The sequence below is a fragment of the Comamonas sp. Y33R10-2 genome (genome assembly GCF_019355935.1).
Taxonomy (GTDB): domain Bacteria; phylum Pseudomonadota; class Gammaproteobacteria; order Burkholderiales; family Burkholderiaceae_C; genus Comamonas.
The window spans coordinates 111269-138225 of sequence record NZ_CP079925.1 but is presented as its reverse complement, the minus strand read 5'-3'; the positions used below and the strand labels follow the sequence as shown (position 1 = coordinate 138225).

The 26957-nt window shown below is 60.3% G+C and carries 22 protein-coding genes; 4 read left to right on the top strand and 18 right to left on the bottom strand.

The features are described from left to right. Positions 1-288: 288 nt before the first annotated feature. The 10 genes from KUF54_RS00530 to KUF54_RS00485 all read right to left on the bottom strand — a co-directional run bounded on the left by KUF54_RS00530 (position 289) and on the right by KUF54_RS00485 (position 12166). On the bottom strand, positions 289-1101 hold the full coding sequence (locus tag KUF54_RS00530; RefSeq protein ID WP_219344266.1) for an ABC transporter ATP-binding protein: 813 nt from the start codon (positions 1099-1101) through the stop codon (positions 289-291). After that, positions 1098-2090, bottom strand: coding sequence for a nitrate ABC transporter permease (gene ntrB / locus KUF54_RS00525; protein ID WP_219344265.1), 993 nt, complete (start codon positions 2088-2090; stop codon positions 1098-1100). The genes KUF54_RS00530 and ntrB overlap by 4 nt, the downstream gene beginning before the upstream one ends. A gap of 26 nt (positions 2091-2116) precedes the next feature. Beyond that, positions 2117-3376 (bottom strand): CmpA/NrtA family ABC transporter substrate-binding protein, encoded by a 1260-nt coding sequence (locus KUF54_RS00520; protein ID WP_219344263.1) that lies wholly within the window; start codon positions 3374-3376, stop codon positions 2117-2119. Positions 3377-3632: 256 nt separating this feature from the next. Continuing rightward, positions 3633-4907: a nitrate regulatory protein gene (locus KUF54_RS00515; protein ID WP_219344262.1), complete on the bottom strand. Its 1275-nt coding sequence runs from the start codon at positions 4905-4907 to the stop codon at positions 3633-3635. A 101-nt stretch (positions 4908-5008) separates the two neighbouring features. Next, a complete protein-coding gene (locus KUF54_RS00510; protein WP_255576200.1) occupies positions 5009-5344 on the bottom strand; it encodes a hypothetical protein in 336 nt (111 codons plus the stop codon). Between the two features lie 84 nt (positions 5345-5428). Further along, positions 5429-5938: a hypothetical protein gene (locus KUF54_RS00505; protein WP_219344260.1), complete on the bottom strand. Its 510-nt coding sequence runs from the start codon at positions 5936-5938 to the stop codon at positions 5429-5431. Positions 5939-5942: 4 nt separating this feature from the next. Then, complete coding sequence (locus KUF54_RS00500; RefSeq protein ID WP_219344258.1) at positions 5943-6269, bottom strand: hypothetical protein; 327 nt, start codon at positions 6267-6269, stop codon at positions 5943-5945. A gap of 99 nt (positions 6270-6368) precedes the next feature. Beyond that, on the bottom strand, positions 6369-9236 hold the full coding sequence (locus tag KUF54_RS00495) for an Hsp70 family protein (RefSeq protein ID WP_219344256.1): 2868 nt from the start codon (positions 9234-9236) through the stop codon (positions 6369-6371). Between the two features lie 269 nt (positions 9237-9505). Next, positions 9506-11485, bottom strand: coding sequence for an Hsp70 family protein (locus KUF54_RS00490; protein WP_219344254.1), 1980 nt, complete (start codon positions 11483-11485; stop codon positions 9506-9508). A 3-nt stretch (positions 11486-11488) separates the two neighbouring features. Beyond that, complete coding sequence (locus KUF54_RS00485) at positions 11489-12166, bottom strand: DUF2760 domain-containing protein (protein ID WP_219344252.1); 678 nt, start codon at positions 12164-12166, stop codon at positions 11489-11491. 207 nt (positions 12167-12373) lie between these two features. Here KUF54_RS00485 and KUF54_RS00480 point away from each other — a divergent pair, with 207 nt between their 5' ends. The 3 genes from KUF54_RS00480 (at position 12374) to KUF54_RS00470 (ending at position 14434) form a co-directional block, all read left to right on the top strand. Then, positions 12374-12613 (top strand): hypothetical protein, encoded by a 240-nt coding sequence (locus KUF54_RS00480; RefSeq protein ID WP_255576199.1) that lies wholly within the window; start codon positions 12374-12376, stop codon positions 12611-12613. A gap of 156 nt (positions 12614-12769) precedes the next feature. Beyond that, positions 12770-13645 (top strand): FapA family protein, encoded by an 876-nt coding sequence (locus KUF54_RS00475; RefSeq protein WP_219344250.1) that lies wholly within the window; start codon positions 12770-12772, stop codon positions 13643-13645. An 84-nt stretch (positions 13646-13729) separates the two neighbouring features. Continuing rightward, positions 13730-14434 carry a riboflavin synthase subunit alpha gene (locus KUF54_RS00470; RefSeq protein WP_219344248.1) on the top strand — a complete coding sequence of 235 codons (705 nt, stop codon included), beginning with the start codon at positions 13730-13732 and terminating at the stop codon, positions 14432-14434. A 105-nt stretch (positions 14435-14539) separates the two neighbouring features. Here KUF54_RS00470 and KUF54_RS00465 read toward each other — a convergent pair whose 3' ends face one another. The 5 genes from KUF54_RS00465 to KUF54_RS00445 all read right to left on the bottom strand — a co-directional run bounded on the left by KUF54_RS00465 (position 14540) and on the right by KUF54_RS00445 (position 21811). Then, positions 14540-16363 (bottom strand): 7TM diverse intracellular signaling domain-containing protein, encoded by a 1824-nt coding sequence (locus KUF54_RS00465; RefSeq protein ID WP_255576198.1) that lies wholly within the window; start codon positions 16361-16363, stop codon positions 14540-14542. A gap of 216 nt (positions 16364-16579) precedes the next feature. After that, positions 16580-19063, bottom strand: a complete 2484-nt coding sequence (locus KUF54_RS00460) for a heavy metal translocating P-type ATPase (RefSeq protein ID WP_219344244.1) — start codon at positions 19061-19063, stop codon at positions 16580-16582. A gap of 103 nt (positions 19064-19166) precedes the next feature. Continuing rightward, the gene (locus KUF54_RS00455; RefSeq protein WP_219344242.1) at positions 19167-20105 is read right to left on the bottom strand and encodes a 2-hydroxyacid dehydrogenase; all 939 of its coding nucleotides are present in this window, start codon (positions 20103-20105) and stop codon (positions 19167-19169) included. Positions 20106-20177: 72 nt separating this feature from the next. Continuing rightward, on the bottom strand, positions 20178-20948 hold the full coding sequence (locus KUF54_RS00450; protein ID WP_219344240.1) for a class II aldolase/adducin family protein: 771 nt from the start codon (positions 20946-20948) through the stop codon (positions 20178-20180). Then, a complete protein-coding gene (locus tag KUF54_RS00445) occupies positions 20930-21811 on the bottom strand; it encodes a TauD/TfdA family dioxygenase (RefSeq protein WP_219344238.1) in 882 nt (293 codons plus the stop codon). The genes KUF54_RS00450 and KUF54_RS00445 overlap by 19 nt, the downstream gene beginning before the upstream one ends. 168 nt (positions 21812-21979) lie before the next feature. Here KUF54_RS00445 and KUF54_RS00440 point away from each other — a divergent pair, with 168 nt between their 5' ends. After that, positions 21980-22639, top strand: coding sequence for a TetR/AcrR family transcriptional regulator (locus KUF54_RS00440; protein WP_219344236.1), 660 nt, complete (start codon positions 21980-21982; stop codon positions 22637-22639). A 45-nt stretch (positions 22640-22684) separates the two neighbouring features. Here the strand turns inward: KUF54_RS00440 and KUF54_RS00435 are convergent, their stop codons facing one another. The 3 genes from KUF54_RS00435 to KUF54_RS00425 all read right to left on the bottom strand — a co-directional run bounded on the left by KUF54_RS00435 (position 22685) and on the right by KUF54_RS00425 (position 26953). Beyond that, a complete protein-coding gene (locus KUF54_RS00435) occupies positions 22685-24406 on the bottom strand; it encodes a biotin carboxylase N-terminal domain-containing protein (protein ID WP_219344234.1) in 1722 nt (573 codons plus the stop codon). Positions 24407-24545: 139 nt separating this feature from the next. Then, on the bottom strand, positions 24546-26189 hold the full coding sequence (locus tag KUF54_RS00430) for an urea amidolyase family protein (protein ID WP_219346207.1): 1644 nt from the start codon (positions 26187-26189) through the stop codon (positions 24546-24548). Between the two features lie 5 nt (positions 26190-26194). Further along, the gene (locus tag KUF54_RS00425; protein ID WP_219344232.1) at positions 26195-26953 is read right to left on the bottom strand and encodes a LamB/YcsF family protein; all 759 of its coding nucleotides are present in this window, start codon (positions 26951-26953) and stop codon (positions 26195-26197) included. Between the last annotated feature and the right edge of the window lie 4 nt (positions 26954-26957).

Genomic DNA, 26957 nt, shown 5'->3' with positions numbered 1-26957 from the left:
TCAGTCCCCGTGGGCTTGCAAAGCAAAAAAAAGACGCCTCGCGCTTCATGACTCGCATGAGCGCGCAGACGTCTTTGTCTTTGGGATCTGGTCCAGCCTTGCACCATCACCCTGTGGCCCACCTTGGCCACAACAAGAGCTATGCAATTGCTGTGCCAGCTTCCCTGCCCTAAGAAATATCTAACGAGCCTGCCATCACGCACTGTTTCTGTGCAGTCACGCTTTATTGCAGTGCATCAAAACAAACATGGCGCCCGAAGGCGCCATGCAGCGGTAAATAAAGCAGACTCAGGCCGCCTTCTCCACATGCCCCTGGCGAGTGTAGAGAAAGTCGATCACGGCTTTGCGGTAGCTCTGGTACTGCATGTCTTCTGCCAGCACTACACGGCTGCGCGGGCGGGGCAGTTCTACGTGCAGCACCTCGCCAATGGTGGCGGCAGGCCCATTGGTCATCATCACGATTTTGTCGGACAGCAGCACGGCCTCGTCTACATCGTGCGTCACCATGACCACAGTGCTTTGCGTGCGGGCCACGATCTCCAGCAACTCATCTTGCAGCTTGGCGCGGGTCAATGCATCCAGCGCACCAAACGGCTCATCCATCAGCAGCACTTGCGGCTCCATCGACAGCGCACGGGCAATGCCCACGCGCTGCTTCATGCCGCCCGATATTTCGCCGGGGCGCTTTTGCGCGGCGTGCGTCAGGCCCACCATGGCCAGCGCGGCATCGGTGCGCTCGGCTAGCTGCGCCTTGGTTTCGCGCTTGGCAAAGACACGCTCCACCGCCAGATGCACATTGCCCCAGCAGGTCAGCCATGGCAGCAGCGAATGGTTCTGGAACACTACAGCGCGCTCGGGGCCCGGGCCCTTGATTTCCTTGTTGGCGCACAGCAGTGCACCACTGGTGGGCACCGTCAGCCCGGCAATCAGGTTAAGCAAGGTGGACTTGCCGCAGCCCGAGTGGCCAATGAGGCTGACAAACTCGCCCTTGGCGATATTGAGGTTGATGCCCTGCAGCGCAGGAAACAGGCCTTTGGCGGTCTTGAAGGTCTGATCGACATCCTGGATCTCGATGTACTTGGTGGACAGCGATGCGTTCATGATTTCACCTCTTCAAATGTAAAGGCCGAAGCCAGCTTGACCAGCGCCCATTCCAGCAGCAGGCCCACAATGCCAATCACAAAGATGGCGATGATGATGTTCTTGACGTTGAGGTTGTTCCACTCGTCCCAGACCCAGAAGCCAATGCCCACGCCACCGGTCAGCATCTCGGCGGCCACAATCACCAGCCAGGCCGTGCCCACGGCCAGTCGCACGCCCGTCAACATATAGGGCAGCACGGCAGGGAACAGAATGGTGGTGGCAATCTTCCATTCGCTGAGGTTCAGCACCCGCGCCACGTTCATGTAATCCTGCGGCACACGCTGCACACCGACGGCCGTGTTGATGACCATGGGCCAGATGGAGCAGATGAAGATAGTCCAGCTGGCGGCCGGATTAGCCCCCTTGAACACCAGCAGGCCAATCGGCAACCAAGCCAGCGGCGACACGGGGCGCAGCAGGCTGATGAGCGGGTTGAACATGCGCGAGAGAAAGTTAAAGCGCCCAATCAAAAAGCCTGCAGGAATGCCCACCAGCGCCGCCAACCCAAAGCCCAGCGCCACGCGCTGCAGCGACGACAGCACATTCCAGCCCACGCCCTGATCGTTGGGGCCGTTGGTATAGAACGGATCACGAAAAACCTCGACCGCCTGCGTCCAGGTATCCGCCGGGGTGGGAATGCTGTGACCCGTGGTGCTGGAGACGATGGACCACAAGCCCACCAGCAGCGCCAGCCCCAGCAGCGGCGGCAGCACCGTGCCGATCAGTCCTTCAGCACGCTGGCGCCAGCGGTTGGGCGGCGCGGCGAGGGCTGCGGCAGACGCCGCTTTGAGTTTTGAGTCTTTTTTCACTGTAGCCCTTGCAGGTTCTGCGCTATCAGCTATCACTTTGGAAGCATTCAAGCGTGCCTCATTGGCCGCTTGTATGGCCAGTTGCGGATCGTGGGGCGGATCTAATTCAAGACGGGATGGAAGTGCGGCACTGACCATGGTGAATCTCCGTTGGGGTATCGGCCTCAGGCCTTGATCTTGAAACTGTCGGCGTACTGGGCGGGGTTCTTGCCATCCCACACCACGCCATCCATCAGCTTGCTGCTGCGCAGTGACTCTTTGGGCACATTCACCTTGAGCTGGCTCGCGGCCTGCGTATACAGGTCAATGCGATTGATCTTCTTGGCCACGGCCAGGTAATCGGGGTGACTCTTGAGCAAGCCCCAGCGCTTGTGCTGAGTCAGGAACCACATGCCGTCAGACAGATAGGGGAAGTTCACCGCACCGTCGTTGAAGAACTTCATGTGGTTGGGGTCGTCCCAGGTTTTGCCCAGACCGTTCTGGTAGCGGCCCAGAATGCGCTGATTGATCGCGTCCACACTGGTGTTGATGTAGGACTTCTGGGCCACGGTCTCGGCCATCTTCATCTTGTTTTGCAAGCTGGCGTCAATCCAGCGGCTGGCCTCCAGAATCGCCATCATCACGGCGCGGCAGGTGTTGGGGTTCTTGCTGGCAAAGTCGCCCGTAGTGCCCAGCACTTTTTCGGGGTGATCCTTCCAGATGTCCTGCGTGGTATTGGCCGTGATTCCAATGCCATCCATGATGGCGCGGTGGTTCCACGGCTCGCCCACGCAAAAACCGTCCATATTGCCCACACGCATATTGGCCACCATCTGGGGCGGAGGCACGGTGATCAGCTTGGCATCCGTCACCGGATTGATGCCCGCCGCAGCCAGCCAGTAGTGCATCCACATGGCATGGGTGCCGGTGGGGAAGGTGCCCGCAAACGTGTATTCGCGCTTTTCTCTGGCCATGACCTTGGCGAGGCTTGCTCCATCCACAGCGCCCTTGTCGGCCAGCGCTTTGGATACGGTAATGGCCTGACCGTTGTTGTTCAGGTTCATCAGCACAGCCATGTCTTTTTTGGGGCCACCAATGCCCAGATGCAGGCCGTAGACCAAGCCGTACAGCACATGCGCAAAGTCCAGCTCGCCATTCACCATCTTGTCGCGCACGCTGGCCCAGCTCGCCTCTTTGCTGGGGATGATTTTGACGCCATATTTCTGGTCAAAACCCAGCACCGACGCCATGACCACGCTGGCGCAATCCGTCAACGGGATGAAGCCAATCTTGACTTCCTTCTTCTCGGGTGCATCCGAGCCCGCAGCCCAGACGCCGTGGTGACCTAATGCACCATAGAGTGCGGCACCGCCTGCAACGCGCAGAAAGTCTCTGCGGCCAGACTCCAGAGAAAGGACTGGGGATGGGAAAAGGCGCTTGCTCATGAGAAAACTCCAACAAGAATCGTGGTGAAAGCGATCCGGAAAACAAAAAGCGTCCTTCCCTCCTCGGGTGAGAGGAGAGAAGGACGCCGTTGTCCCAGGTCACTCGTAATAACGCTTTAAGCGCGACCGCCTTTGGTCTGCTTGACATCAACAGTCATGCACAAACCGTGCCAGACCTTTCGCACTAGGAAGAAGATGACTTACGCCCGATTTCAGCCCAGATTTGGTGCGTCGCAACAACTCATGCGATCCAGTGCTACGAATTGGTGCTGCACGGCAGCAGGTCCACCGTCGCCAGAATGGCCTCGGCCACATCCAGCATTCGCCGGTTCTGGTTCATAGCTGTCTGGCGGATCAGCTTATAGGCATCGCCCTCGCCAAGCTGGCGGTAATTCATCAACACGCCCTTGGCTCGTTCTATGGTCTTGCGCTCCTTGAGCGTGGAGCGCGCCTTGTCAATCTCGGTCTGCATATCCTGCAGCCGCGCAGCCTGCTCCTGCACCAGGCCAACAATGCTTTTACCCAGCTGCCGGCCATAAACACCTTCTGCCGGCAGCGCAGCGCCCTGTGCTGTCCCCAAAATAAAGGCTACGCCACTCTCTGCGCGAACCAACGGCTCAGGCAGAGTTTCAAGCAAGGCCTGCTGCTGAGACAGTGCTGCGCCGGACAGTTCAAGCTTGCACAAACACTGCGCCTGTAGCTCCTGCGCCAGAAATGCCTCAATCTGGTGCATGGCATCCAGTCGACTGGAGCAAGCTTCAAACCAGGGAGAGCTCAGCGCCTTATCCAGCGGTGCGCCATCAGCAGCCGTACAACCTATGCGCCGCAGCCGCTCAATCACGGTCATATCCGTGCAAGCTCCGCACTGCTGCTGCCAGCGCTCTACCCCCTGCGGGCTGGCGAAATCTGCAAAAACCTGAAAGCAGCCGTCCTGCGACTCAATCAAATGCAGCCAATGGCGCTGACGCTCAGCCTTGCTGATACCTTGAGTGAACGCAGCAACCCCTGTAGCCCTCTCTTGCCCCGCCAACTCTTTACCCTGCATGAAATGAAACAGAGCCACCAGCAGCTTCGCAATATCAGGATCGCAAGCGCTGTCTGCGGCCTCATACACGACGGTCAGGCAGGCTGCAATGATGCGAATCAGCGCCTGCATGCAATCCTCGGCACTCAGTTGCAGCGCATCTCGCTGATGGCGCAACTGCGGCAAAGCCTCAAAGCCCTGCAGCGCATTAGCAATCGAATTAAACAGCCGCGCGCCATGCGCACCGGGCGAGCGCTCACCCAGCTCTTCAAGCACCACGCAGACCCGGCCCATGACCTGATCCACATGCTGACCGTGGGCCAGCAAGGCCTGCTGGGCCAATGCTCCGCTGCTGACCAGAAAAATATTGGAAAGCCCGCGCTCCTTTTGCAATGCATGAACCAGCTCAGACATGCTGGCAACCAGCGTACTGGCGCGACTGATTTGCTCCAGCTCGGCAATTTCGCTTTGCCGGGCAGCGATCAGGTAGTGCAGTGGCGTTTTCATAAGAGGGCGATCGTGGTCGTGCATGTCACCCGATCACGCAGCAGGATTCATGCCACGTTCACCTCTCACCCTTCAAGGCAAGCACCTCTGAGGCCCAACCATCAATGCAGTGCAGGGTCCGGGAAAGGCAGCTTATCCTGCGACACGCTGGGCTGACCCACCCACTTCTTGCCTTGCTTGTAGAAGTCGATCTGGCTTTCCGTGGTCGCCGCCCGCAAGGTCACCGCCATCGTGCAGGCGACCTGACCGGGGTACGTTGCCTCTACCGCGGCAATACAGGTACCCAGCTTCAACTTGGAGGGTCGAGGCAGGCCAGAGCCTGCAAACATGGCCACCAGCGCATCAGTGGCTTCCGGAATACTGGGAAGCACCAGACTCTGGCCTGAATCTGACCGGCTGCGCTCAGCAGCCGTGTAGCGATGACCATGGATATCCAAGATTGACGCATGTACGTGCTCCCTCATTGACAGGAATCAGGCCAGCTTAAACACCAGAGGCCTCTTCTGTCTGTATCTCTGTGTTCACCAGACCTGCAAACGTCCTGCCGGGTATTTGCCGCCTTCCCAGCCGCAGGGGAAATGCCCCGCCCCATAGACCTTGCGCAAGCCGTGGAAAAACTGCGGCAGCGCAGGCTGGTGACGATAGGCATGTTCCATGCACAGCGCAAACAGGTCCCATTGCACACAGTGCATGAACTCCGACCCCAGCCCGGCCTTCTGCGCAAACGGTTCCCAGTGCTGCTCTTTCAAGGGCGTGATGATGCGCTCGCGCGCCTGGCGGGTCAGAATATTCCACTGCTGGTATTCGTCGCGCGCCTTGACGGCCAGAAAGCCTGTCAGCGCATTACGCGCCTCCAAGGTCACACTCTCCCATTGCGTGCTGGCACATTGGCGATAGGCATGTTTCTGAGAGACGACCTGCCGGGCGTCAAAAGGCAAGCCCTCCGCCAGCGCCTCGCCGCAGCGCGAGAACCAGGCGATGTCGTGCAGCGACTGCACGAATGCGGGATCGAACGACAGGTCGTGGTCCATGGCCTCAGTCTTCATCCTCTTGCGCATCTTCCCACGATGGAATCGGGCACCCCTGCTCCACCCATTGCGCCAGACTGGGTGCCAGTGGCTCACGGTCCTCCAGAAACAGCGCCCCCAAACCGCAGATCCAGAGGGCCCCCACGGGATCCACCAGAATGCCGCGCCCGCCGCTGTCGCCACCAATCATCCAATGCCCCGGCAAATACGCCGTGACCTCATAGGTTTCGTTGCGCTCTGCCAATTCTTCAGGGGCATAGATCATCAGTCCGTCATCACGTGGAATTCCTGTTTGAAGGGGCAGAAAGCTGGGGACAGAAACAATATCAAACATCGGGTGAATCTGTGCAGGTGTGGCGATAGCACATCGTAAACGGGAGCGCTGTGACCTAGCACCCCGTCTTGCAACCATGCACAACCCCTCCACCCCGCATCACAACAGCACCAACCCGGGCGGCAGGCTGTCGCCCAGACTGCGCTTGTGGTCCTCGGCCTGCATCTGCACCACCTGCTCGACCATGGCAATCCAGCGCTCGGGCGCTGCGCTGCTGCGCATCTTCTCCAGCACCTGCACGCGCACTTCGTCAGGCAGATCACGCGCTCGGTCACCTGTCATTCGCGCCATTTGCACGGCGGCGAACATGGCCGTCTCGTTCTTGCGCCAGTCCTGCGCCAGTGTGGCGCTCAAAAACTCCTGCGCGGCATCGGGCGGCATGACCAAGTGCGCGTTAGCGGCCAGCGATTGGCGGGCGGCCAGCCGACCTATGGCCCACCAGGTCTGCACGGTTTCACCTTCGCGCTTTAAGCGCTGCAGCATCCACTGCCCCATTTCCTGTCGGTACTGCCAGGGCACGGCCTCCATGGCAGCGAACAGGCGCAGCATGTCGTCGTAACTTCCGTGGCTGCTTTTGCCGCCTGATCTTGTGGTTTGCTGCACGGCCTTTTGCATCTGGCCGGCCACATCCTCCAGCAGCTCCATCTGCTGGGCCTCGTTCAAACCTGCGGCCACGCGGCGCCAGAAGACCCACCATTCCGTCCAATTAGCAGACTCTTTGGCGTGACCCAGCCCTGCGGCGTACAGCGCCCAGACCTGTGTGATGCGCCATGCATCCAGCTGGGCACCCACGCCGGGGCGCAGGCACCAGCCAGCCAAATTGAGCCACACGCGCTCATGGTCGGCGGTGCGGCGGCGGCGTTTGGCACGGGCCAGCAAGGCATCAAATAAGGCGCGCAACAGGCCCACATCCCAGCCATCGCGCGGGCCCAGAACCTTCTCCAGCGACGGGCGCAACTGGCGCACTTCCTTGCCCGTAACTTCTTGTGCCTGCGTGCCAAAAATACGGTCAATCAACGCCACCGCTTCGGGCAGTTTGGCGGCTAGAGAATTCAAGCCTTTTTGGTCTTCAGCGCTTGATGTATCTGCGCTGGTAGCTATGTTTTCTGTAGTTACAGCGCCGCGCACCGCAAAGGGCAGCAGCCATGACTGAGCGGCATCTTGCACTTCCACGCAGCGCACTTCCAGCGTTCCCACCTCGCTCATGCTGGCCTGCAACTGCACCTCGACCTGCGCAACGGCCTTGCCTTCAGGTGCGGGCAGCACGGTGGCCAGCGGCGGTAGTTCCACCCAACCATCTCCCGTCAAAGGCGCAATCTGCCCGGCCTGTACGGGAGCATGGCTCTGGCTGTTGGCCAGCAAATTAAAGCGCACGGCCTGCCCCAGCTTGAGCGCAAAGCGCCGCCCCGAAAGCACGATGCGCACGCCCTCCTCCGTGCCGCGCGGCAGCAGGCAAAGGCCTTGGGGGGCTTGGCCTTTTTTGCCAGGCAGCAGCAGCCAGTAGCTGCGCGCTGCGCCGCCGCCAATGCGGGGAATACTGTTTTTGATAGCTGCAGGCGCTTGCTCTACTTGCGCTGCAGGCTGATTAACTTCTATTTTTTCTTGCAATTCAGCCTGCGCCCGCGCCAGCCCATAAGCCGCCGCGCCACGTGCCACGGCCCAGTCCGGGTGCGGGTTGTGCAGCACCCGCACGGGGCTACCGCGCCAGGTGCTGAGCAAGTCGGTCAGCCGCTGCACCAGCGCATTGGCGTGAAATACGCCGCCATTGAGCAGCACGGTGTCTGGCAACTCTGCGCCAGCATGCTGAGCCAGAAACTGCGCCAGATGGCGGCTGATCGCCGCATCGGCCGGGTACGGCAAACCAAAGCCGCGTAGCGCGCCTTGGCGCTTGATGGGCACATCAGTGATCTGCGCCGGTGGCAAAAATCCTTCAACCACCTGCTGCTGCACTTGCGCCCGGGTCAGCGTGGCCGTCTGCGTTGCAGCCAGCAAACGGCTGCCGCTACCCAGCAAGGTGATGCTGAGCTGCTCGGGTGCATCAGCCGCCAGCAACTGCTCTTTGGCCATGCGGCAGCGCTGCACCAGTTGGGCAAAACGCTGAGCGGGCAGCTTGTTGCCTTCGCCTGCAAAAGCCGCCTCAAGCTGGTGGGCCAGCGCCAGATCCATGTTGTCGCCACCCAGCATCAAATGCTCGCCCACGGCGGTGCGAGTCAGCTCAGGCAAGCCACCATCGGCTGCTTTTTCGACACGAATCAAGGTCAGATCGGTCGTACCGCCGCCCACATCGACCACCAGCACCAGTCGGCTATTGGCCAGTTGCTGCGCTAATTGGTCGCCTTGCAGCACCAGCCAGTCATGAAATGCAGCTTTGGGTTCTTCCAGCAATTGCACGTTTGGCAGGCCTGCCAACTGCGCCGCCTGAAGCGTCAGCGCGCGGGCACCTTCGTCAAAGGATGCAGGCACCGTCAACACCACGCTTTGCTCGTGCAGCGGTGCTTCTGGGTGCGCCCTGTCCCACGCAGCTTTAACGTGGGCCAGATATGAGGCCGACGCCGCCAGTGGCGACACCTTGGCTACATCATCCCCCGCCCCCCACGGCAGTATGGGCGCAGTGCGATCCACACCGGTGTGCGAGAGCCAGCTTTTGGCGCTGGCCACCAGCCGACCCGGCACAGCCGTGCCCAAGTCACGCGCCCAGCGGCCTATGACGGCGGGGGCTTGCGCATCGGCGCCCTGCGGCGGCCACGGCTGCTGCCAGCTATCACCCAGCTCGCCGGGCGCGGCCTGGTAGCGCACCGAGGGCAGCAGAGGCTGGGCCAGCACCTCGCCCGCCGTGCTGCGCTGGGGAATATTGAGCAGCGCAATATCGCTCTCCGCCCCAGCCACCGCTACGCTGGCTGCCACAGTGTGACTTGTGCCGAGGTCGATGCCGACGATGTAGGTGGGTTGAGTAGAGGTGACAGTCATGAAAGCCAAAAAACGATGCGCTAGGGAGTTGGCTGATCGTAACAATTGGCAGCAAGGACTGCGGAGTGCAGTTCTTTTTGCCTGCGGCGGTTTTTGGTTGATTCTCCCGCCGTCATTCACCCAGATTTACCGGGAATACAGCGGCAGCAGCCCAAAAAACATAGCGACTTGCGCCTAGCTCATAAGCGCCAGAGCCATAAAACACTCATAAACAAAAAAGCCCACCAACCAATCGGTCAGCGGGCTTTTCGTGAAGCGACTAAACGGCTTTACTCAGCAGCTTCCGCCGAAGTCTCGGCGCGCACATCAAACTCCACCTTCCAGCGGTCAGTTCCACCCACAGGCACAGCATTCAGCTCCAGCGTACCGATATCGGTGACATGCGCTTCCAGCGTGACAGGCACGACTTCACCAGCCGCACGGCCAGATGCTGGCAGGTTCAGCTCAATTTCTTGCAGCTCGACCAGCTCTTCCGGGCCCCAGAAATCCAGCATGGTGCCGACGACATCGGCGCGGCGCACGCTGGAGCCAAAGAAACGCAGGCGCACAGGCTCACCGACGACTAAGCCCAGCTCCAGATCGCTCAGCGCGACTTCGGTGCCTTCTTCCATGCCGAACGGGGCCAGGCACAGGGCTGACATAGGCGGCTCCATGCCGGGGATGGCGGGCATATTGCTCTCCACACCCACGTAGTAGGACTGGGCGGTGCCGCCGCGAATGCGCACGCCACGGCCGGTGCTGGTGATATGGCCGTAGTAGGCTGCGCCACGGGCCACGGCCAGATCCAGGTTGGCACCATCAAGCAGGCGGGCAGGCTCGCTCGCTTCTTGGTCCAACCAGCCGTTGATGACCTCCACAATGCGTTGCTCAATTTGCGCAGCTTTGAGCACGCCGCCGTTGAACAAAATGGCCGTGGGGTGCAAGAAGGTGGCGCCTTCTTGTTGCGGCACGTTCAAGCCATCAATGGATTGCAGAGCATTGACTTGGCGGCTCAAAAAAGCGGCCAAGTGGCGGGTAACGGCAGCATCTTGCGCATAGGGCAAGCCCAGTTGCGTAAGAGCTGCGCGGGCGCGGGTCTGGGGCTTGTCGCTGACCGCCACCTTGGGGAAGAAGCCTTCGACCAGCATGGCCAGCACTTCATCACGCGTGACTTCGGTGCGAATGCTGCCGCCGATGAGCTTGCTGCCCCGGCTGGGCACCACCACGGGCACGGATTGCAGCGCAGCATCGGCCAGCAGTTGCTCCTTGGCAGCTCGGCAGCCGTGCGACAGGGCGCGGGTTTGCCAGGCGTCCAGTTGTTTGCCCTCTTGCGCCAACTTGCGGGCTACGCCGTAGGCCAAGGCCAAGTCCATGTTGTCGCCGCCCAGCAAGATGTGCTCGCCCACGGCAATGCGTTGCAGCTCCAAATTGCCTTCACGCTCCAGCACGGCGATCAAAGACAGGTCGGTGGTGCCACCGCCCACGTCCACCACAAGAATCACGTCACCGTGCTTGACTTGTTTACGCCAGTCGCCGCCGCTGGCCTGAATCCAGCTGTAGAGAGCCGCTTGCGGTTCTTCCAGCAGGGTAAGGTTGGCAAAGCCTGCGGCCTTGCACGCTTCGGCCGTCAGCTCGCGCGCAGCAGGGTCAAACGATGCGGGAATGGTGACGGTGATGTCTTGCTGGGCAAACGGTGCTTCAGGGTGGGCTTGCTCCCACGCCCAGCGCAGGTGCTCCAAGTAGCGAATGGAGGCCGTCAGCGGCGAGACGCGGCTGACTTCTTCAGGCGCATCGGCGGGCAGCAAGGGCGAGCGACGATCTACGCCGGGGTGGCACAGCCAGCTTTTAGCGCTGCTGACCAGACGGATAGGCGTGGCCGCGCCACGGCTGCGGGCGAATTCGCCGGTGATGAAGTCACTGGATGCGGCGCCGGGCAAAGTACGCTCGGCCTGAGTCAACTCACTGTCATGCGGCAGGTACAAAAACGAGGGCAGCAAAGGTTTGGACTCAACACTGGCCGGTGCTGTGAGCTGGGGAATATCCAGCACGCCTTGCACGACTTTTTCGCCGTCACTGGCAGTCTTGTTGACGAAAGACAGCGCGCTGTGCGTGGTGCCCAAGTCAATGCCAATGCTGTACTCAGCAGCACTTGAATTTGAAGCGTTTTGGCCTGTAGTGCTTACAGCTTGAGGACTAGCAGCTACAGAATCAGGAGTAGCTGCAGAATTTTGAGTGGCACCAGACGAAGCGATGGAAGCAAACATATTCATGGTTTACAGCTCCACTTCGGCTTGGGCAATGACCTTTGCGGCCTGAATGTCAGTCAGCTGCGGCAGCTTCACGTCGGTGACCTGCCAGCCACGGTGGCCCAGCGTGCCGGTGAACGGTGCTTGGCCGACAACATTGCCAGTCAGGCGCACGGCAGCGGCGTCAAAACCCGCTTGCAGGGTGATGCGAGAGCCTTCGGCTTCAGCACGCACCGGGGCAATGGCGAAATGATCGCGCAGCACCTTGCGGCAGCCTTCGTGCACAACACGGGCGGCGGCGCCAATTTCAGCATCGGTGTAGGGCGCCACGTCTTCTTGGATGAAATCCACAAAGCGCGCTTCGCGCTGCATGAGGCCCAGCAGTTGCAGGGCGGCGGTGTCCGTGGCCACCAGTTTTTCAACTTCAATGGTTTTTTCAACCAGCTTCTCGACGGGAACTTCAATGCGCTTTTCAACCGTCTTTTCGACGATTTTCTCCACGGGCACTTCTACGCGGACTTCGACAATCTTCTCGACCGGCACTTCGACGCGCACTTCCTTGGGGGCAACGTCAGCGGCAAAAGCCTCGCCAGCGCGCACACGGGTCACATCAGCGGCCAGACGGCCGTTGCCGAGGATGGCGAAAAAGCTGCCGATCGCAATGGCGATACGGCTTAAAAAAGATGGCGGGGTGTTTTGAGTCATGACTGGTCTCAACGCCCAGACCCGATCAAGGCGAGTCTGTGGCTGCAATTTCAGGGCAAGGCGCTGCGCATTTCAAGGCTGTGGCCTGATCCAGACCAGTAAGCCGTGCGCGCGCCCGCAAGGGGAGCTGATGTTACCCAAACGAGCGATGCCTTGCGCTGCACACGGGAACCAGCGTGCCAAGGCATTAACACGGCATCTATACCAGTGCACAAGACCGCAAAAAAGCCAGAAGGCATAATTGCGGCTCCAGTTTTCCCTCTATCCATGGCCTGCACCCACCTTTCCACCGCCGCCCGTTTGCGCCGCTTTGCATTGATTGCAGAGCTGCCTGCGCGTGCCTGCGCGCTGCGAAAGCTGCACACCCGCCGCCATGGCATTCCGACCGCGTTCGTGAGCCTCAGCGGTGTCACGGCCATGCTTTCCGCCGCCGTGCGGATGGCATAGAGCAACGCTCTTACATCCTCCGCACGGCCTGACCAAGCAGCACACCTACAGGTGCACGGGATAGGTACGTCTATGGCCGACACGGTCACGTCCTGCCACGCGCCGCACCTTGCTCAACGGACGAATCGGACAAGACGGATTGATTGGAGGTCAGCCATGGATATGGAACTCACACAGAATTTTTTGCGCGGCAAGAACCCTTGCGCCATGGGCTACCGCTGGTTTGTGCGCAACAACTTGAGCGGCGGCGACTATCAGGCCGCCATGGATACGCAAGTGGCCGCAGGTCGTGTGGAGGACGCCCGCTGGCTGCTGGAAAACTTTGGCGCAACCCATAGCGTGCTGGAGGTGGAACACCTTGAGGCCGATAACTTCGTCTATGCCGGCACGCTGATTGTGCGCGGCGATGTGCGCGTGCCCGGCCAGTTGCTGGTGGGCCGCGGCCTGCAGGTGGGCGGCGGCATACGCGCCGGCAAGCTGGAAGTGGGTGAAGACATCCAAAGCGGCGGCGCCATCTTCTGCGATGCGCTACTCAAGGCCGGCGGCAATATCAAGGCAGCCTGGAGCATCGAGGTGGACGGCAATATTCACGCTGAAGACCTGCGTGCGGGCTGGGAGCTGGTGTGCAACGGCGATGTGGAACTCAGCGGCCGAGCCCAGATCGACCGCGAAGTAAATGTGCAGGGCGCATTGCGCTGTGCCAAGGGGCTGCGCGCAACCGGCAGCATTCAGGTGCAGGGCCTGCTGGATGTAGGGCATGGCATTGCCTGCAACGACCATCTCGAGTGCGGCAACCATATTCAGGCGGGCTGGGGCATCAAGTCGCTGGGCGATATACGTGCGGCCTGCAGCATTCGCACAGGCGAGACGCTGCAAGCCGATGGCGTGATTGCCGCCGGCCCCGGCTACGGCGTGTTTGCGGGGATGAATGTACAGATGGATGCCTGGCCCGATTGCGCATGGGTGCGCGCGCTGAAAAAGCCCGAAGGCCTTGTTAGTGGATTCTGGGAAGGTCAGTCCGCCTTCGCCTGATGCGGCCCTGCAACGCAGGCAAAATAGCTGTTTTGAACCAAGGCCCGCGCCCTGCGCCCGCCTGTTGAGAAGAGAGACAGTCCCGTGTTCACCGGCATCATCCAAGCTGTGGCAAGCATTGCCGCGCTGCGCGACCAAGACGGTCTGCGCACCTTCACCATGGAATTCCCCGAAGGCTTTTGCGAAGACTTGGCCATTGGCGCCAGCGTCTCGCACGACGGCGTATGCCTGACGGTGACCGAGAACCTCTCGCCCACCCGCGCCACGTTTGATGTGATGCAGCAAAGCCTGAACATCACCACGCTGGGCCAGTACCAAGTGGGCCACACCATCAATGTGGAGCGCGCCGCCAAGGATGGCGCTGAGATTGGCGGCCACCCGCTGTCTGGCCATGTGGACTTCACCGCGCCGCTGCTGGAAATTGTGAAGACCGACACCAACCACAAGATTCGCTTTGGCATACCCGAAGCCTTTCGCCCCTATGTGTTTGCCAAAGGCTATATCGCCGCCAACGGCGCCAGTCTCACAGTCGCCGAAGTCAACCGCAAAGAAGGCTGGTTCGAGGTCTGGCTGATCCCCGAGACTCTGCGCATGACCGTGTTTGGCGGCAAAAAAGTGGGCGACTTGGTGAACATCGAGATTGAGCGCAGCACGCAAGTAATGGTCGATACCGTGCGCGAAACGGTTGAGGCTAGCTTGGGCCGTTTGAAGCCCGTACTCGAAGCCCTGCTGGCCGAAAAAGGCCTGAGCCTGGACGACTTTGTGGATGTGCCGCAGCGTAAAAACTGATTGAGTTCGCCTCAAAAAAAGGTGCTGTCTTCAGCACCTTTTTTCATTCAACCAGCCTGTAGTCATTACGAAATAAAGACATACCGCTCACAAATTAATAGTTCATCAAGAACTCACCAACGGCGAGGCTTTGATGGTGATGCGTGCCGTCAGCAGCGTGCAACCGGGTTGCGACTGCACTTGCACTGTGCCGCCAATGCGCGCAATGCGGGCCTGCATGCTGCGCATACCCACACTCATGCCGGCTTGCTGCACGGCATCCCAGTCAAACCCCACGCCATCGTCTTGCACGCTCAAAATCCATGTCTGCGCATCAGGCTGGGTGCAGACCACCTGCACGTGCTGCGCGCGTGAGTGTTTGATGATGTTGGCAAATGCCTCTTCCAGAAAACGCAGCATGCCCAGACATTGCAAGGCCGTGGGTGTGGCGCGCCACAGATCATCGACCTGCCACTGCGCCTGCATGTTCAGCTCATCCAGAATGTGCGTAAAACGGTGGCGCAGCGGTGCAATCCAGCGCTTAGGGGTTTCAGGCACCGTCACGCCGTTGCTGGAGCCCGAGTCAATCACCTGCCGCAAATCGTCACGCAAAGTTTTGAGCAAAGACATCACGCGGTCGTTCGACAGCTGATGCGGCGCCTGCTCCACCAGTGCCATAGATCGCACCAGACTACCGCCCAGCCCGTCGTGCAGGTCATGGGCCAGTTGCACGCGCTCTTGCAGCTTGGCGCTTTGCAGATCTTTGGCATGCTGCTGCGCCAGCACCTGCGCCAGCTCAGCACGGGCATGGGCCACATGATCTTTGAGTTCGATATTGAAGCGAACCACGCGGCGCATATGGCTGGCCACCTGCCAGCCCAGCAACGCGGCCAGCACCACAATATTGAGCGGCCAGCTGAAGTAAGACCAGGTCTGGTCGTTGTCCCAGCCGCGCAGGGCCACCACGATGTCATGCAAGGCCACCACAATCATCACAGCACAGGCAGCGGCCAGCAGCAGATGCTGCGGTTCACGGGATCGCAAGCCCCGATAGATGCCATACAGGCAGGCAGTACAGAACACCGCCACGCCCCAGATCAAAGAAAACCCATTGATATCCAGCAGCGCATTTTCACCCGGCAGTAGCAGTGCAACCCAGACAGCAAGAGCGCCCCACAGCACCCGCTCTGACCTGACCCACCGCTGGCGGTAAAAGCGCAGGATGAAGGTCAAAAAGCAGTGCGCATAAAGCATGAAACTGACCAGATTCAGCAGACTGAGGGTATCGCTGCTAAGCCATGGCCAAGGCTGGGTGCTGAGGACGACGCTGAGGTACAAAGTCCAGCAGACCTGCATCAACCCCATCCACAAATAAATCTTCTCGCTGCGCTGCCACAGCCACACCATCAGCGCAACGCAGGCAAGGGTGATGGACAGGCCCGCCGTCAACGTATAGCTGGTGCGCTGGCGCCAGTAGCGCGAGTCATAGGTTTCCTGAATGCTGGCCATATCGCCCAGTTGCACATAGCCCAGGCCATGAAACTTTGCCTGCGCGCCCACCACGCGCACCCATACGGTCTGCACATCACCACGGCCTTGCGTGGACACCGGCCACCATCGTGGCATGTTCCAGCTGCGCGAATAGGGCTCGACCAGCGAACGATCGCTCCACAGCAACTCATCGTTCCAGTACACCGTGCCCGCCATGCGGATGCCGGAAATAGCCAAGCCCAGATGCGGCGCGTTGGCATCAGGACCCGGTGAGCAGTTCAGCTGCCAATCCAGCCGGTACCAGACCGGGCCTTGCCACAGCGGCCAGTTGCTGGAGGTAATGTGAGGAATCTCCAGCGGCTCCCATCCTTCGGCTGGGCGCAGGCCTTCTATGGCTTCTTTCGCACCCCAGCTTCCCAATAGCTGCGGCGCACACTGTTTGGCACTCGTTTCAGCCATCCTCTCTTGATCTTGCGCATGCACAGCACCGCCCCAGCCAAGACATAGCAGCAAGCCAAGAGCTGCGCAAAAACGCGGCCACCATAAACGAGAAAAATCAAACAACATAAAGTGCAAAACGACAAAGAAAAAGGCACGCCTTTCACAGAGTGCCTTCTTACATTTTGACTCAGCCCCGTAAAGCAGGGCCAAGCCAGTGGCTATCGCTCAAGCCATTCACAGCGGTGCCTTGAAACGCTTGAGGCGCAGCGCATTCGTCAGCACAAACACGCTAGACAGCGCCATGGCCCCCGCCGCAAACACCGGTGACAGCAATGTGCCGTTGAATGGATACATCAGGCCTGCCGCCACCGGAATCAGTGCCACGTTGTACGCAAAGGCCCAGAACAGGTTTTCGCTAATGTTCTTCATCGTGGCCTTAGACAGCGCAATCGCATTGGGCACGCCCGACAGGTCGCCCGACATCAGCACCACATCAGCGGCCTCAATCGCGATATCGGTACCCGTACCAATGGCAATGCCCACATCGGCTTCTGCCAACGCCGGGGCATCATTGATGCCGTCGCCCACATAGGCCAGCGTGCCGTGCGCCTGCTTCAGGCGCTGCACCGCTTCCACCTTGCCGCCGGGCAAAACCTCGGCCACTACTTCATCAATCCCCAGTAGGCGCGCAATCGCTTCACCAGTGCGGCGGTTGTCGCCGGTAATCATCACCACCTTCAGGCCCAGCGCATGCAGTGCATCAATGGCAGGCTTGGTCGTGCCCTTGATCGGGTCGGCCACGGCAATCATGGCGGCTAGCTGGCCATTGATGGCGGCATACAGCGGCGTCTTGCCTTCATCTCCCAAACGACCCGACTCCGCCGCAAAGTCGTCCACATTCAGGCCCAGCTTGCGCATGAAGCGGTCGGCACCAATCTCTACCTTGATGCCTTCGACATCGGCCCGCACGCCAAAGCCGGTCACGGATTCAAAATCGCTGATAGCCGGAATCTGCAGACCCTCAGCCTTGGCCGCATCCACAATGGCGCGGGCAATCGGATGTTCGCTGCGGTCCTCCACCGCCGCCACCTGAGCCAGCACAGCGCTTCGTTCAAAGCCTGCGGCCAGCACCAGATCAGTCAGCTCGGGGCGGCCCTTGGTCAGGGTGCCGGTCTTGTCCACTGCCACCACCTTGGCGTCTTTCAATTGCTGCAGCGCTTCACCCTTGCGCAGCAGCACACCCATTTGCGCCGCTCGGCCGGTGCCAACCATGATGGAAGTGGGTGTGGCCAAACCCATGGCGCAAGGGCAGGCAATGATGAGCACGGCCACGGCATTGACCAAGGCAAAGCTCAAGGCAGGCGATGGGCCAAAAATCATCCACACCACAAATGTGAGCAGCGCAGCGCCCATGACGGCAGGCACAAACCACATGGTGATTTGGTCCACCAGCGCCTGAATCGGCAGCTTGCTGCCCTGCGCCTGCTCCACCATGCGGATGATCTGCGCCAGCAGCGTATCGGCACCCACTTTGGTGGCCTTAAAAGCCAGCGCACCGTTTTGGTTGACGGTGCCGCCCACCACTTCAGAACCTGCCATTTTTTCGACCGGCACGGGCTCGCCGCTGATCATGGATTCATCGATAAAACTCTGGCCTTCGATAACCTCGCCATCAACGGCAATGCGCTCACCGGGGCGCACCTCAATCACATCACCGGCATGCACCTGAGCAATGTCGATTTCCTGCACCAGGCCACCTCGGCGCACGCGGGCGGTCTTGGGCTGCAACTGCACCAGACTGCGAATGGCTTGCGAAGTATTTCCTTTGGCGCGCGCCTCCAGAAAGCGGCCCAGCAAAATCAGCGCGACGATAACGGCAGCGGCCTCAAAGTACACATTCACCGTTCCTGCGGGCAGCCACTGCGGCATGAAGGTCGCCACCACTGAATAGGCAAAAGCCGCCGAGGTGCCGACTGCGACCAGCGAATTCATATCGGGCGCGCCGCGCAGCAAGGCGGGAACGCCTTTTTCAAAGAAGCGGCGGCCGGGGCCTATGAGCACCAGCGCCGTCAGCACAAACTGAATGAGCCAGCTGGTCTGCGTGCCAACGGTGTGTGCAATCCAGTGGTGAAAGGCGGGCACCATGTGGCCGCCCATTTCCAGAATGAACACAGGCAGCGCCAACGCAGTGGCGAGTATCAGAGAACGCTTGAGCGATTCACGCTCTGCCGCTTGCCGCTGGGCCGTGGCATCTTCGCCTGTTGCACCGGCGTTCTGCGCCACCGGCTGGGCTTCGTAGCCTGCTTTGGCAATGGCCGCCATCAGCGCATTCACATCGGCGCCGCCCTGCCACTGCACGCTGGCGCGCTCGGTCGCCAGATTCACAATGGCGGTTTGCACGCCGGGCACTTTTTTCAGCGCACGCTCAACCCGGCCCACGCACGATGCACAGGTCATGCCTGCCACCTGTAAATCCACGTTTTGCGTGGGCACGGCGTAGCCCGCCTTTTCAAGCGCGGCCACCACCTGCGGCACCACCACTGCAGCCTGAGCGAGGTCGGCCACAGTGAGGCTGGCTTTCTCCGTCGCAAGATTGACCACCGCATCCTGCACGCCCGGCACTTTCTTGAGCACACGTTCCACCCGGCCTACGCAGGATGCGCAAGTCATTCCCTTCACCGTCAGCTCAAAATTGCCGTTTTTGGCCAGTGCATTCATCACGCTCTCCATTCGCTTTGAATGCAACTGTAAGGATTGACATCATGTAAAGGTCAAGCACCTGACTTAAACCTTGATTGGCATGGCAGAAACCTGACCTTGTTCAACCTGTTGCTTCAGTCATACCAAAGTGTTCAAGCAGATGCGTCTCGGCCTGCTCCAGCATGGCTTGCAGACCTTGCTGGGTAGAGCTGGCCATGTGCGGCGTGAGCACGATATTTGGCAACTCTCTCAAAGCGGGCGGAACTTCGGGCTCATTGGCAAAGACATCAAGTGCTGCTGCGGCAATCGTTCGGCTTTGCAGCGCCTGCACCAAGGCCCCCTCATCGACTATCGAGCCTCGGCCAATATTGACAAGTACACCTTGCGGACCAAGAGCCTGCAGCACTGCGGCATCAATCAAGCCTTGTGTTTGCGCCCCTCCGCTGGCGCAGACAACCAGAAAGTCCACCGCCACGGCCAGCCCTTTCACACTGTCATACCAGCGATATTTGATTTCCGGTTTGGGCGTTCTGCCTGTGTAAGCGATCGACATGTCAAAGGCCTGCGCCCGTCTGGCCACGGCACTGCCGATGCGCCCCAGACCAACGATGCCCATGCGTCGGCCTGAAAAACGCATGCCGGGCGGATAACGCCCCTGCAACCAGCGCCCCTGCTGCACAAACTGATGCGCCTGCACAATCTGCCGTGTGGCCTCTAGCAACAAAGCCAGCGTGTGATCGGCAATATCTTCGGTGGATACCTCGGGCGTATTGCGTACCGCGATGTCTTGCGCCGCAGCGGCCTCCAGGTCGATGCCGTCCATCCCCACACCGATGACGGAGATCATCTCAAGCGCAGGCCATTGCTGCATTTGCAATCGACTCACCACCGACTGCGCGTTGCAGAGGATGGCCCGCACCTTTGCGGCAAGCATCACGCGCTGTGCAGGCTCCAGCACCACATCGTCGTGCAGCACAAAATTCTGGCTCAGTCTCTCCCGTCGCATGGGCGGGACGGGCGTGACCAGCAAAAGATGAGGACGCAAGTCCGAGTCAGTCATGAAACAGCTTTCAGAAAAACAAAAGCGTTCATCACCTCCCGCCAAAGATGCGGCAGGAAGTGAAGAGGTGTCTTACCCAAGCACCGTGGGGTCGCGGCGGATTTCCTCGCGGCACATGGCCTCCCACAGGAAGGGAAAGCCATTGAGATCGGTGCGCCCGCCGGTGGCCTGCACGACCTCGGGCGACAGCGGATTGCCGCCGCCCAGCGCCTGCACGCGCCAGGCCAGGCGGCAGCGCCACTCCAGCGTGATGGCACGCAGGTGTGCTTGACGCACGCTGCTGCCCACCACCAGCGCACCATGGTTGGCCAGCAGCGCCCATTTGTTCTGACCCAGCGCATTGGCCGCCGCATTACCCAGCTCACGCTGCTCTACCGTGCCCCGGTATTCGTCATAGACCACAGGATCGGTATCAACCAGCGCCGAGGTCTGGTCATAAACAGGTGGCACCTTGCCAGTGGCCGACCAGACCGAAGCCCACTCTGGGTGATTGTGAATCACCACCCCCACATCGTGGCGCTGGTTGTGCACATCGATATGCAGCTGAATGGCGGGCGTGATATTCCATTCGCCTTCAATCACATTGCCTTGAGCATCGAGCCGCAGAATGTCGGAGGCTGTCAGCTCGCTCCAGGTAAGTTCCCAAGGATTGGCAAGGTAAGTGCCATCGTCAAGCCGCAGAGTGACATGGCCTGCGATGTGGTCGTTATAGCCCTCTCGCGACAGCACGCGGCACAGCAGTGCCACCTGCTGGCGCTCGTTCAAGGCTGGCAGCAAAGGCTTGCGGCCGGGGCGTGGGGCGTACTGGGCCAGCAGGGCCTGATTCAAACCGTCGTGGCGCATGCGGCCTCCTTATTATCTTGTTGGACTGTGGCTTCGGTCTGGCGTGCAAACACTGATGCACGGTGCATGCGGCGCTGGTGCGGCTTGTAGTCGAGGATGGCGTTATGAATCACGCTGCGGTTGTCCCAGATCACCATATCGCCCAGCGTCCAGCGGTGTTTGAAGAGAAACTCCACCTGCATGCAATGCGCATGCAGATAGGCCAGAATGGCGCGACTTTCGGCGATCGGCAGACCATCAATATGCGTGACATAGGTGGGGCTGACATACAGCGCTTTGCGGCCCGTGACCGGATGCACGCGCACCATGGGATGAAGATGACGGCGGTTTTGCGCCACCACCTGCACATAACGCTCATGCGTGACCACGCCGTGCTGCAGCGCAGCCGTCATGGGGGCATTCATGTCATGCCAGGCGCTGAGCCCATCCAGGTATTGCTTCATGCGATCAGACAGCGCGTCATACGCACTGGTCATGCTGATCCAGCAGGTATCACCACCCGTTGGCGGCAAGATCTGTGCATGGGTCATGGTGACGATGGGTGGGCTGGGCAAAAAGCTTTCATCGTGGTGCCACATATCGGCGCGATCACCGAGCTTGGAGTCGATTAGCGTGATCTGCTCATACCCTTGACCCAGATTGGGATAGAACGTGTGTACCTCGGCTTCGCCAAAATGATGGGCAATGCTCAAGTGCTGAGCGGGCGTCATATCGGGCACATGCAGCACCAGCGCCTCGTGCTGCACCAGCGCAGCTTCAAGCGCCTGCAAAGTCTGGGCAGACTGCAGCTGTGCCAGGTCAAGTTGCAAAGCTTCTGCACCAATGCGAGGCCCCAGTGGGCGAATCGTTAACGGGCTTGGCATGATTGGGTGGTCTCCTCTACCTTTTTGGTCTTGTGTGAAGAGCCAGTCTAGGCAGTGCACAGCGCTTTTTCCACTCGCATTCAGCCCCCGAAAAATGGCGCATAAGCCATTGATATAAAAAGAAAATCTAAGACATACAGCACCCTAACGCTACAGGACTTGCATTTCATGGAATCAACACCCGCGCATAACCCCAAAGACCTGCTGCCCCAGCCACGCAAACAGCCCGTACAGGCACGCTCCAGAGCGATGGTGGATGCAGTGGCCGAAGCTTGCCTGCGCATTCTCGAAAAAGAAGGCGAAGACGCGCTGACCGTGAACCGGATCGCCGAGGTATCAGGCGCCACTTCTGGCTCGATCTACCAGTACTTTCCCAACAAGGAGTCCATGATTGCGGCCGTGTATGAGCGCCTCCTCAATCAGGAGTCCGAGCAGCTCTACCGCATGCGCGAACAATTGCACGGCCTGCCGCTACAGGCCGTGCTGTGCCAGGTTTTTTCCAACATGATCCGGGTAGAGTTGCGCCTGCACAGCCTGAGCAGCGGCTTTCATGCGCGCTACCGCACAGCCCTGCACCTGGGTCAGTGGCATGCCCCGCAGTCCAGCCCTCAGGAATTCATCAACACCACCTGGCTGCCGCTGCTGGAAATCCATGCCAGCGAGGTCCAGACAGAGCATCGCGCACTGGCCGCCTACCTGATGGGAAAAGGCCTGCGCGAGATCATTCACAGCGCTGTGCAGGATGTCCCTGAGCAGGCACAGTCCGCAGAGTTTCTGGATGCCTTGGTTGCCATGGCCATGAGCTGCACCAAGGGCCGCCAGCCATAAAAAAGCGCGACACAGAGGTCGCGCTTTGCATGAATATGGTGACGCTCAGCGGATATGCGCAATCACCGCTCCCAGCGTTTGCGCCGCACCCGCCTGCGCGGCCATGGTGATACGACCCGAGCGATGTGCAGACACCTGCATTTCCATCTTCATGGCTTCCATCACGGCAATCACATCGCCCTCTTTGACTTCATCACCATCAGCCACTTTCCATGCATGAAGATTGCCGGCAATGGGTGAAGCCACGGCATCAGGGTCCACGCTTTGCTGCGCTGCTTGCGAAGCCACTGCAGCGGGTGCAGACAGGCCTTTCAGCAGCACAGCGGGCAGGCCCAGCGATACACGGCGACCGTCGATTTCGATGGCGGTGCGCAGCAAGCTGGTGTCTGCCATAGGCTCGGCACGCGCAGCAGCGGCCAGTGGTTCGGCAAACTCGGTTTCAATCCAGCGGGTGTGAACATGGAAACCATCCGCGCCCACAAAGTCAGGCTGATTGAGCACGGCCTTGTGGAACGGCAGCACCGATGCCACGCCTTCAATCTGGAACTCGGCCAGAGCGCGGCGGGCACGGGCCAGCGCCTGCTCGCGTGTCGCACCCGTCACGATGAGTTTGGCCATCATGGAGTCAAAAGTACCGGGAATGATGGAGCCCGTCTCTACGCCCGAATCGAGTCTTACGCCGGGACCCGAAGGCGGTGCAAAGCGAGTGATCAAGCCCGGCGTAGGCAGGAAACCGCGCCCCACATCTTCAGCATTGATGCGGAACTCGATGGAGTGCGCACGCGCAGCAGGCGTCTGCGTGATAGACAGCGGCAGGCCATCGGCCACGCGCAGCTGCTCCTGCACCAGATCAATGCCTGTGGTTTCCTCGGTCACCGTGTGCTCAACTTGCAGACGGGTGTTGACCTCCAGGAAAGAGATGGCGCCATTGCCACTCAAAAGGAACTCCACCGTTCCGGCGCTGACATAGCCGGCCTCCGCACAGATCGCTTTTGCTGCGCTATGAATGCGCTCGCGTTGTGCATCGCTGATAAAGGGCGCGGGTGCTTCTTCCACCAGTTTTTGGTTGCGGCGCTGCAGCGAACAGTCGCGCGTGCCCAGCACCACCACGTTGCCATGCGTGTCGGCAATGACCTGCGCCTCAATATGGCGGGGCTTGTCGAGGAATTGCTCCACAAAGCATTCGCCACGGCCAAAGGCAGTCACTGCTTCGCGCACTGCGGACTCATACAGCTCGGCCACCTCATCCATGCGCCACGCAATCTTCATGCCGCGCCCGCCGCCGCCAAACGCCGCCTTGATGATGATGGGCAGGCCATGCTGCTGAGCAAAGGCCAGCACGTCGTCAGCGCTGCTGACCGGGTCAGCCGTTCCTGCCACTAGCGGCGCACCCACCTTGAGCGCAATCTTGCGGGCCTCCACCTTGTCGCCCAGCTTGGCAATGGTGTCGGGCTTGGGGCCAATCCAGATCAGACCGGCATCGAGCACGGCACGTGCAAAGGCTTCGCTTTCCGACAGGAAACCATAGCCGGGGTGCACCGCATCAGCACCTGAGCGCTTGGCAATCGCAATCAGTTTTTCGATGTGGAGATAGGTCTCCGCAGGCTTGTCGCCATCGAGCCCATAGGCTTCATCAGCGCGGCGCACATGCAGGGCGTCGATATCAGCGTTGGCATAGACGGCGACGGATTTCACACCATAGTCGGCGCAGGCGCGGGCGATGCGGACGGCGATCTCGCCGCGGTTGGCAATCAGAATTTTGCGCATTATTTTTGCCACCTCAGGAAGCGAAAGACAGGGTTGCGAGATCGCCGCCTGCTTCGCAGGTACGGCAATTTGGTGAAACAACTGCTGCGCAGCTGTTTTCGCCACGGTTGGCATTCAACACTTTTTTCATACGACTTCCTCAATCCGCTGCTGCAGGAGTCAACTCTGCAAACGCACGAACAGGGTTAAAACGAATCCAGGCACCGACAGGAATCTGCCCCGCCAAATCCAGATGATGGGCAGCCACACAGCCGATGACGGGGTAGCCGCCAGTCAGTGGGTGGTCGGCCAGAAACAAAACGGGCTGGCCGCTGGCAGGCACCTGAATGGCGCCCAGCGGTGTACCTTCACTCGGCAGTTCGCTGGTGATGGAACGGGTCAAGGCCTGCTCGCCCGCAAGGCGCAAGCCCACGCGGTTGGACTGGGGTGTAACCTGCCAGCGCTGACTGGCCAGCAGGGCCACGGCCTTGGGCGTAAACCAGTCGGTGCGGGGGCCCAGTTCTACATCAAGCACCACTTCAGCATCGGCAGCGGGCAAGGCTTGCACAGGCAAAGCGGCATCAGCCACCACAGCATGCACTGCTGGCTGCACGCCCAGCCACTGGCCACACAGCAACGCAGGTGGGCCGACATGGGCCAGCGTATCGGTGGCAGCGCTGCCCAGCACGGGCTGCACCTGATAGCCACCGCGCACCGCCACATAGCAGCGCGCACCAGCGGTGGGCTGGCCAATGGTTACGGTGTCGCCATCGGCCAGCGCCAGCGCCGCGTAGCTAGGCATGGCCCAGCTTTGACCCGCTGCATTGGTGATGGTGATGGGAGCGATTGCACCCGCAATGGCGATGACTTGCTCGCCACGGCTTTGCAGTGACAGGCCGCCGCCCACAGTCTCCAGCGCAGGCAGATTGCTGGCATTGCCCACCAGACGGTTCGCGGTCTTGAGCGCCGCCTGATCCATGGCCCCGGAAGCCGATACGCCCTGCCCCGCCTGACCGTGGCGACCCAGATCTTGAAACAGCGTCAGCAGGCCCGTAGCGCGCACTTGCAGGGCTGGGGCATTATCTGTAGGCACTTGCATATTGCTAGCTGCCAGCGTCTGACCTATATTGATTTCAGCATTGTTTTGAGCTGTATTCGATGAATTGAAGGCACTAGCAGCTTCGTTTTCAATAGCAGCCACATCAACAAAGCGCACGCGATAGCCGGGTTGCAGCAGGGCTGGCAGATCGCGTGACAAGTCCCACATGGCTTCATCGGTCACGCCGATGATTTGCCAGCCGCCGGGACTGGCCTGTGGATAAACGGCGCTGAATGCACCTGCCAGCGCCACAGCACCCGCAGGCACCTTGGTGCGTGGCGTGGCACGGCGCGGAACGTTAAAGACGGTGTCACCGCCACTCAGATAGGCAAAGCCCGGCGCAAAGCCGGTAAAGGCCACCGACCATTCGCTGCCAGTGTGGCGGCTCACCACTTCTTCAGGGCTGATACCCAAAATCTGCGCCACCTCAGCCAGGTCTTCACCGTCGTAGCGAACGGGAATCTGCACCAGCACATCTGAGCGCTGCACTTCGCCATTCACATCGCAAGCTGCAATGCGGCTGACTAGCTGCGCTGCGCTGATGATGTGGGGGGCGAACTGCACCAAAATCGTTCGCGCAGCAGGAACTAACTCCTGCACGCCGTCAATGGGCTTGGCCTGCAGCGCGCCCAGCAGCACCAGCGTCTGTTGCAGGTCGGCCAACTCCACTAGAATGCTCTGGCGATTGACGGGTAAAAAGCGCATTGGACTCATGGCACGAAGGAGGCGATCTGCACGCCTTCCTGCTCAAAGCGCTGGCGAATCGTGCGCGCAATGGCCACTGCGCCGGGGCTGTCGCCATGCACGCAGATGGAGTCAGCCTCCACGCGCACCATGCTGCCGTCCACGGCTTCAATCACGCCTTCGCGCACCAAGCGCAGCATGCGCTCGGCAATAAGTGCTTCGTCGTGCAGCACGGCACCCGGCTCGCGGCGTGACACCAGTACGCCTTGGGGCGTGTAGCCACGGTCGGCAAAGGCTTCGGCTACCACGGTCAGGCCCGCATCACGTGCCCAGCCAATCAGGGGCGCGCCTGCCAGCGCCATCAGCACCAGAGACGAATCAATGGCCTTGATGGCATTGATCACATCAGTCGCTTGGCGCTTGTCTTGCGCAATGGTGTTGTAGAGCGCACCGTGGGGCTTGACGTACTTGACCGTCGTGCCCGCCGCCTGCGCCAAACCTTGCAATGCGCCGATTTGGTAGATCACATCAGCCACCAAGTCGCTGCTGGCCACATCCATGTTACGGCGACCAAAACCAGCCAGATCGCGGTAAGCCACATGCGCGCCAACCACCACATTGCGCGCCTTGGCGGCCTTGAGTGTAGACAGAATGCCTGCCGCATCACCGGCGTGAAAGCCGCAGGCCACGTTGGCGCTGCTGACGATGTCGAGCATGGCGGCATCGTCGCCCATGGTCCATGCGCCAAAGCTCTCGCCCAGGTCGCTGTTCAAATCCATTTTCATCATG

Bases quoted from the DNA above. Each gene is read 5' to 3' on its own strand.
- KUF54_RS00490 (WP_219344254.1), bottom strand. From the start codon at position 11,485: ATGAATATGTTTGCTTCCATCGCTTCGTCTGGTGCCACTCAAAATTCT.
- KUF54_RS00445 (WP_219344238.1), bottom strand. From the start codon at position 21,811: ATGCCAAGCCCGTTAACGATTCGCCCACTGGGGCCTCGCATTGGTGCA.
- KUF54_RS00435 (WP_219344234.1), bottom strand. From the start codon at position 24,406: ATGCGCAAAATTCTGATTGCCAACCGCGGCGAGATCGCCGTCCGCATC.
- KUF54_RS00500 (WP_219344258.1), bottom strand. From the start codon at position 6,269: ATGTTTGATATTGTTTCTGTCCCCAGCTTTCTGCCCCTTCAAACAGGA.
- KUF54_RS00495 (WP_219344256.1), bottom strand. From the start codon at position 9,236: ATGACTGTCACCTCTACTCAACCCACCTACATCGTCGGCATCGACCTC.
- KUF54_RS00505 (WP_219344260.1), bottom strand. From the start codon at position 5,938: ATGGACCACGACCTGTCGTTCGATCCCGCATTCGTGCAGTCGCTGCAC.
- KUF54_RS00430 (WP_219346207.1), bottom strand. From the start codon at position 26,189: ATGCGCTTTTTACCCGTCAATCGCCAGAGCATTCTAGTGGAGTTGGCC.
- ntrB (WP_219344265.1), bottom strand. From the start codon at position 2,090: ATGGTCAGTGCCGCACTTCCATCCCGTCTTGAATTAGATCCGCCCCAC.
- KUF54_RS00450 (WP_219344240.1), bottom strand. From the start codon at position 20,948: ATGCGCCACGACGGTTTGAATCAGGCCCTGCTGGCCCAGTACGCCCCA.
- KUF54_RS00520 (WP_219344263.1), bottom strand. From the start codon at position 3,376: ATGAGCAAGCGCCTTTTCCCATCCCCAGTCCTTTCTCTGGAGTCTGGC.
- KUF54_RS00475 (WP_219344250.1), top strand. From the start codon at position 12,770: ATGGATATGGAACTCACACAGAATTTTTTGCGCGGCAAGAACCCTTGC.
- KUF54_RS00465 (WP_255576198.1), bottom strand. From the start codon at position 16,363: ATGGCTGAAACGAGTGCCAAACAGTGTGCGCCGCAGCTATTGGGAAGC.
- KUF54_RS00440 (WP_219344236.1), top strand. From the start codon at position 21,980: ATGGAATCAACACCCGCGCATAACCCCAAAGACCTGCTGCCCCAGCCA.
- KUF54_RS00485 (WP_219344252.1), bottom strand. From the start codon at position 12,166: ATGACTCAAAACACCCCGCCATCTTTTTTAAGCCGTATCGCCATTGCG.
- KUF54_RS00530 (WP_219344266.1), bottom strand. From the start codon at position 1,101: ATGAACGCATCGCTGTCCACCAAGTACATCGAGATCCAGGATGTCGAT.
- KUF54_RS00455 (WP_219344242.1), bottom strand. From the start codon at position 20,105: ATGACTGACTCGGACTTGCGTCCTCATCTTTTGCTGGTCACGCCCGTC.
- KUF54_RS00425 (WP_219344232.1), bottom strand. From the start codon at position 26,953: ATGAAAATGGATTTGAACAGCGACCTGGGCGAGAGCTTTGGCGCATGG.
- KUF54_RS00460 (WP_219344244.1), bottom strand. From the start codon at position 19,063: ATGAATGCACTGGCCAAAAACGGCAATTTTGAGCTGACGGTGAAGGGA.
- KUF54_RS00515 (WP_219344262.1), bottom strand. From the start codon at position 4,907: ATGAAAACGCCACTGCACTACCTGATCGCTGCCCGGCAAAGCGAAATT.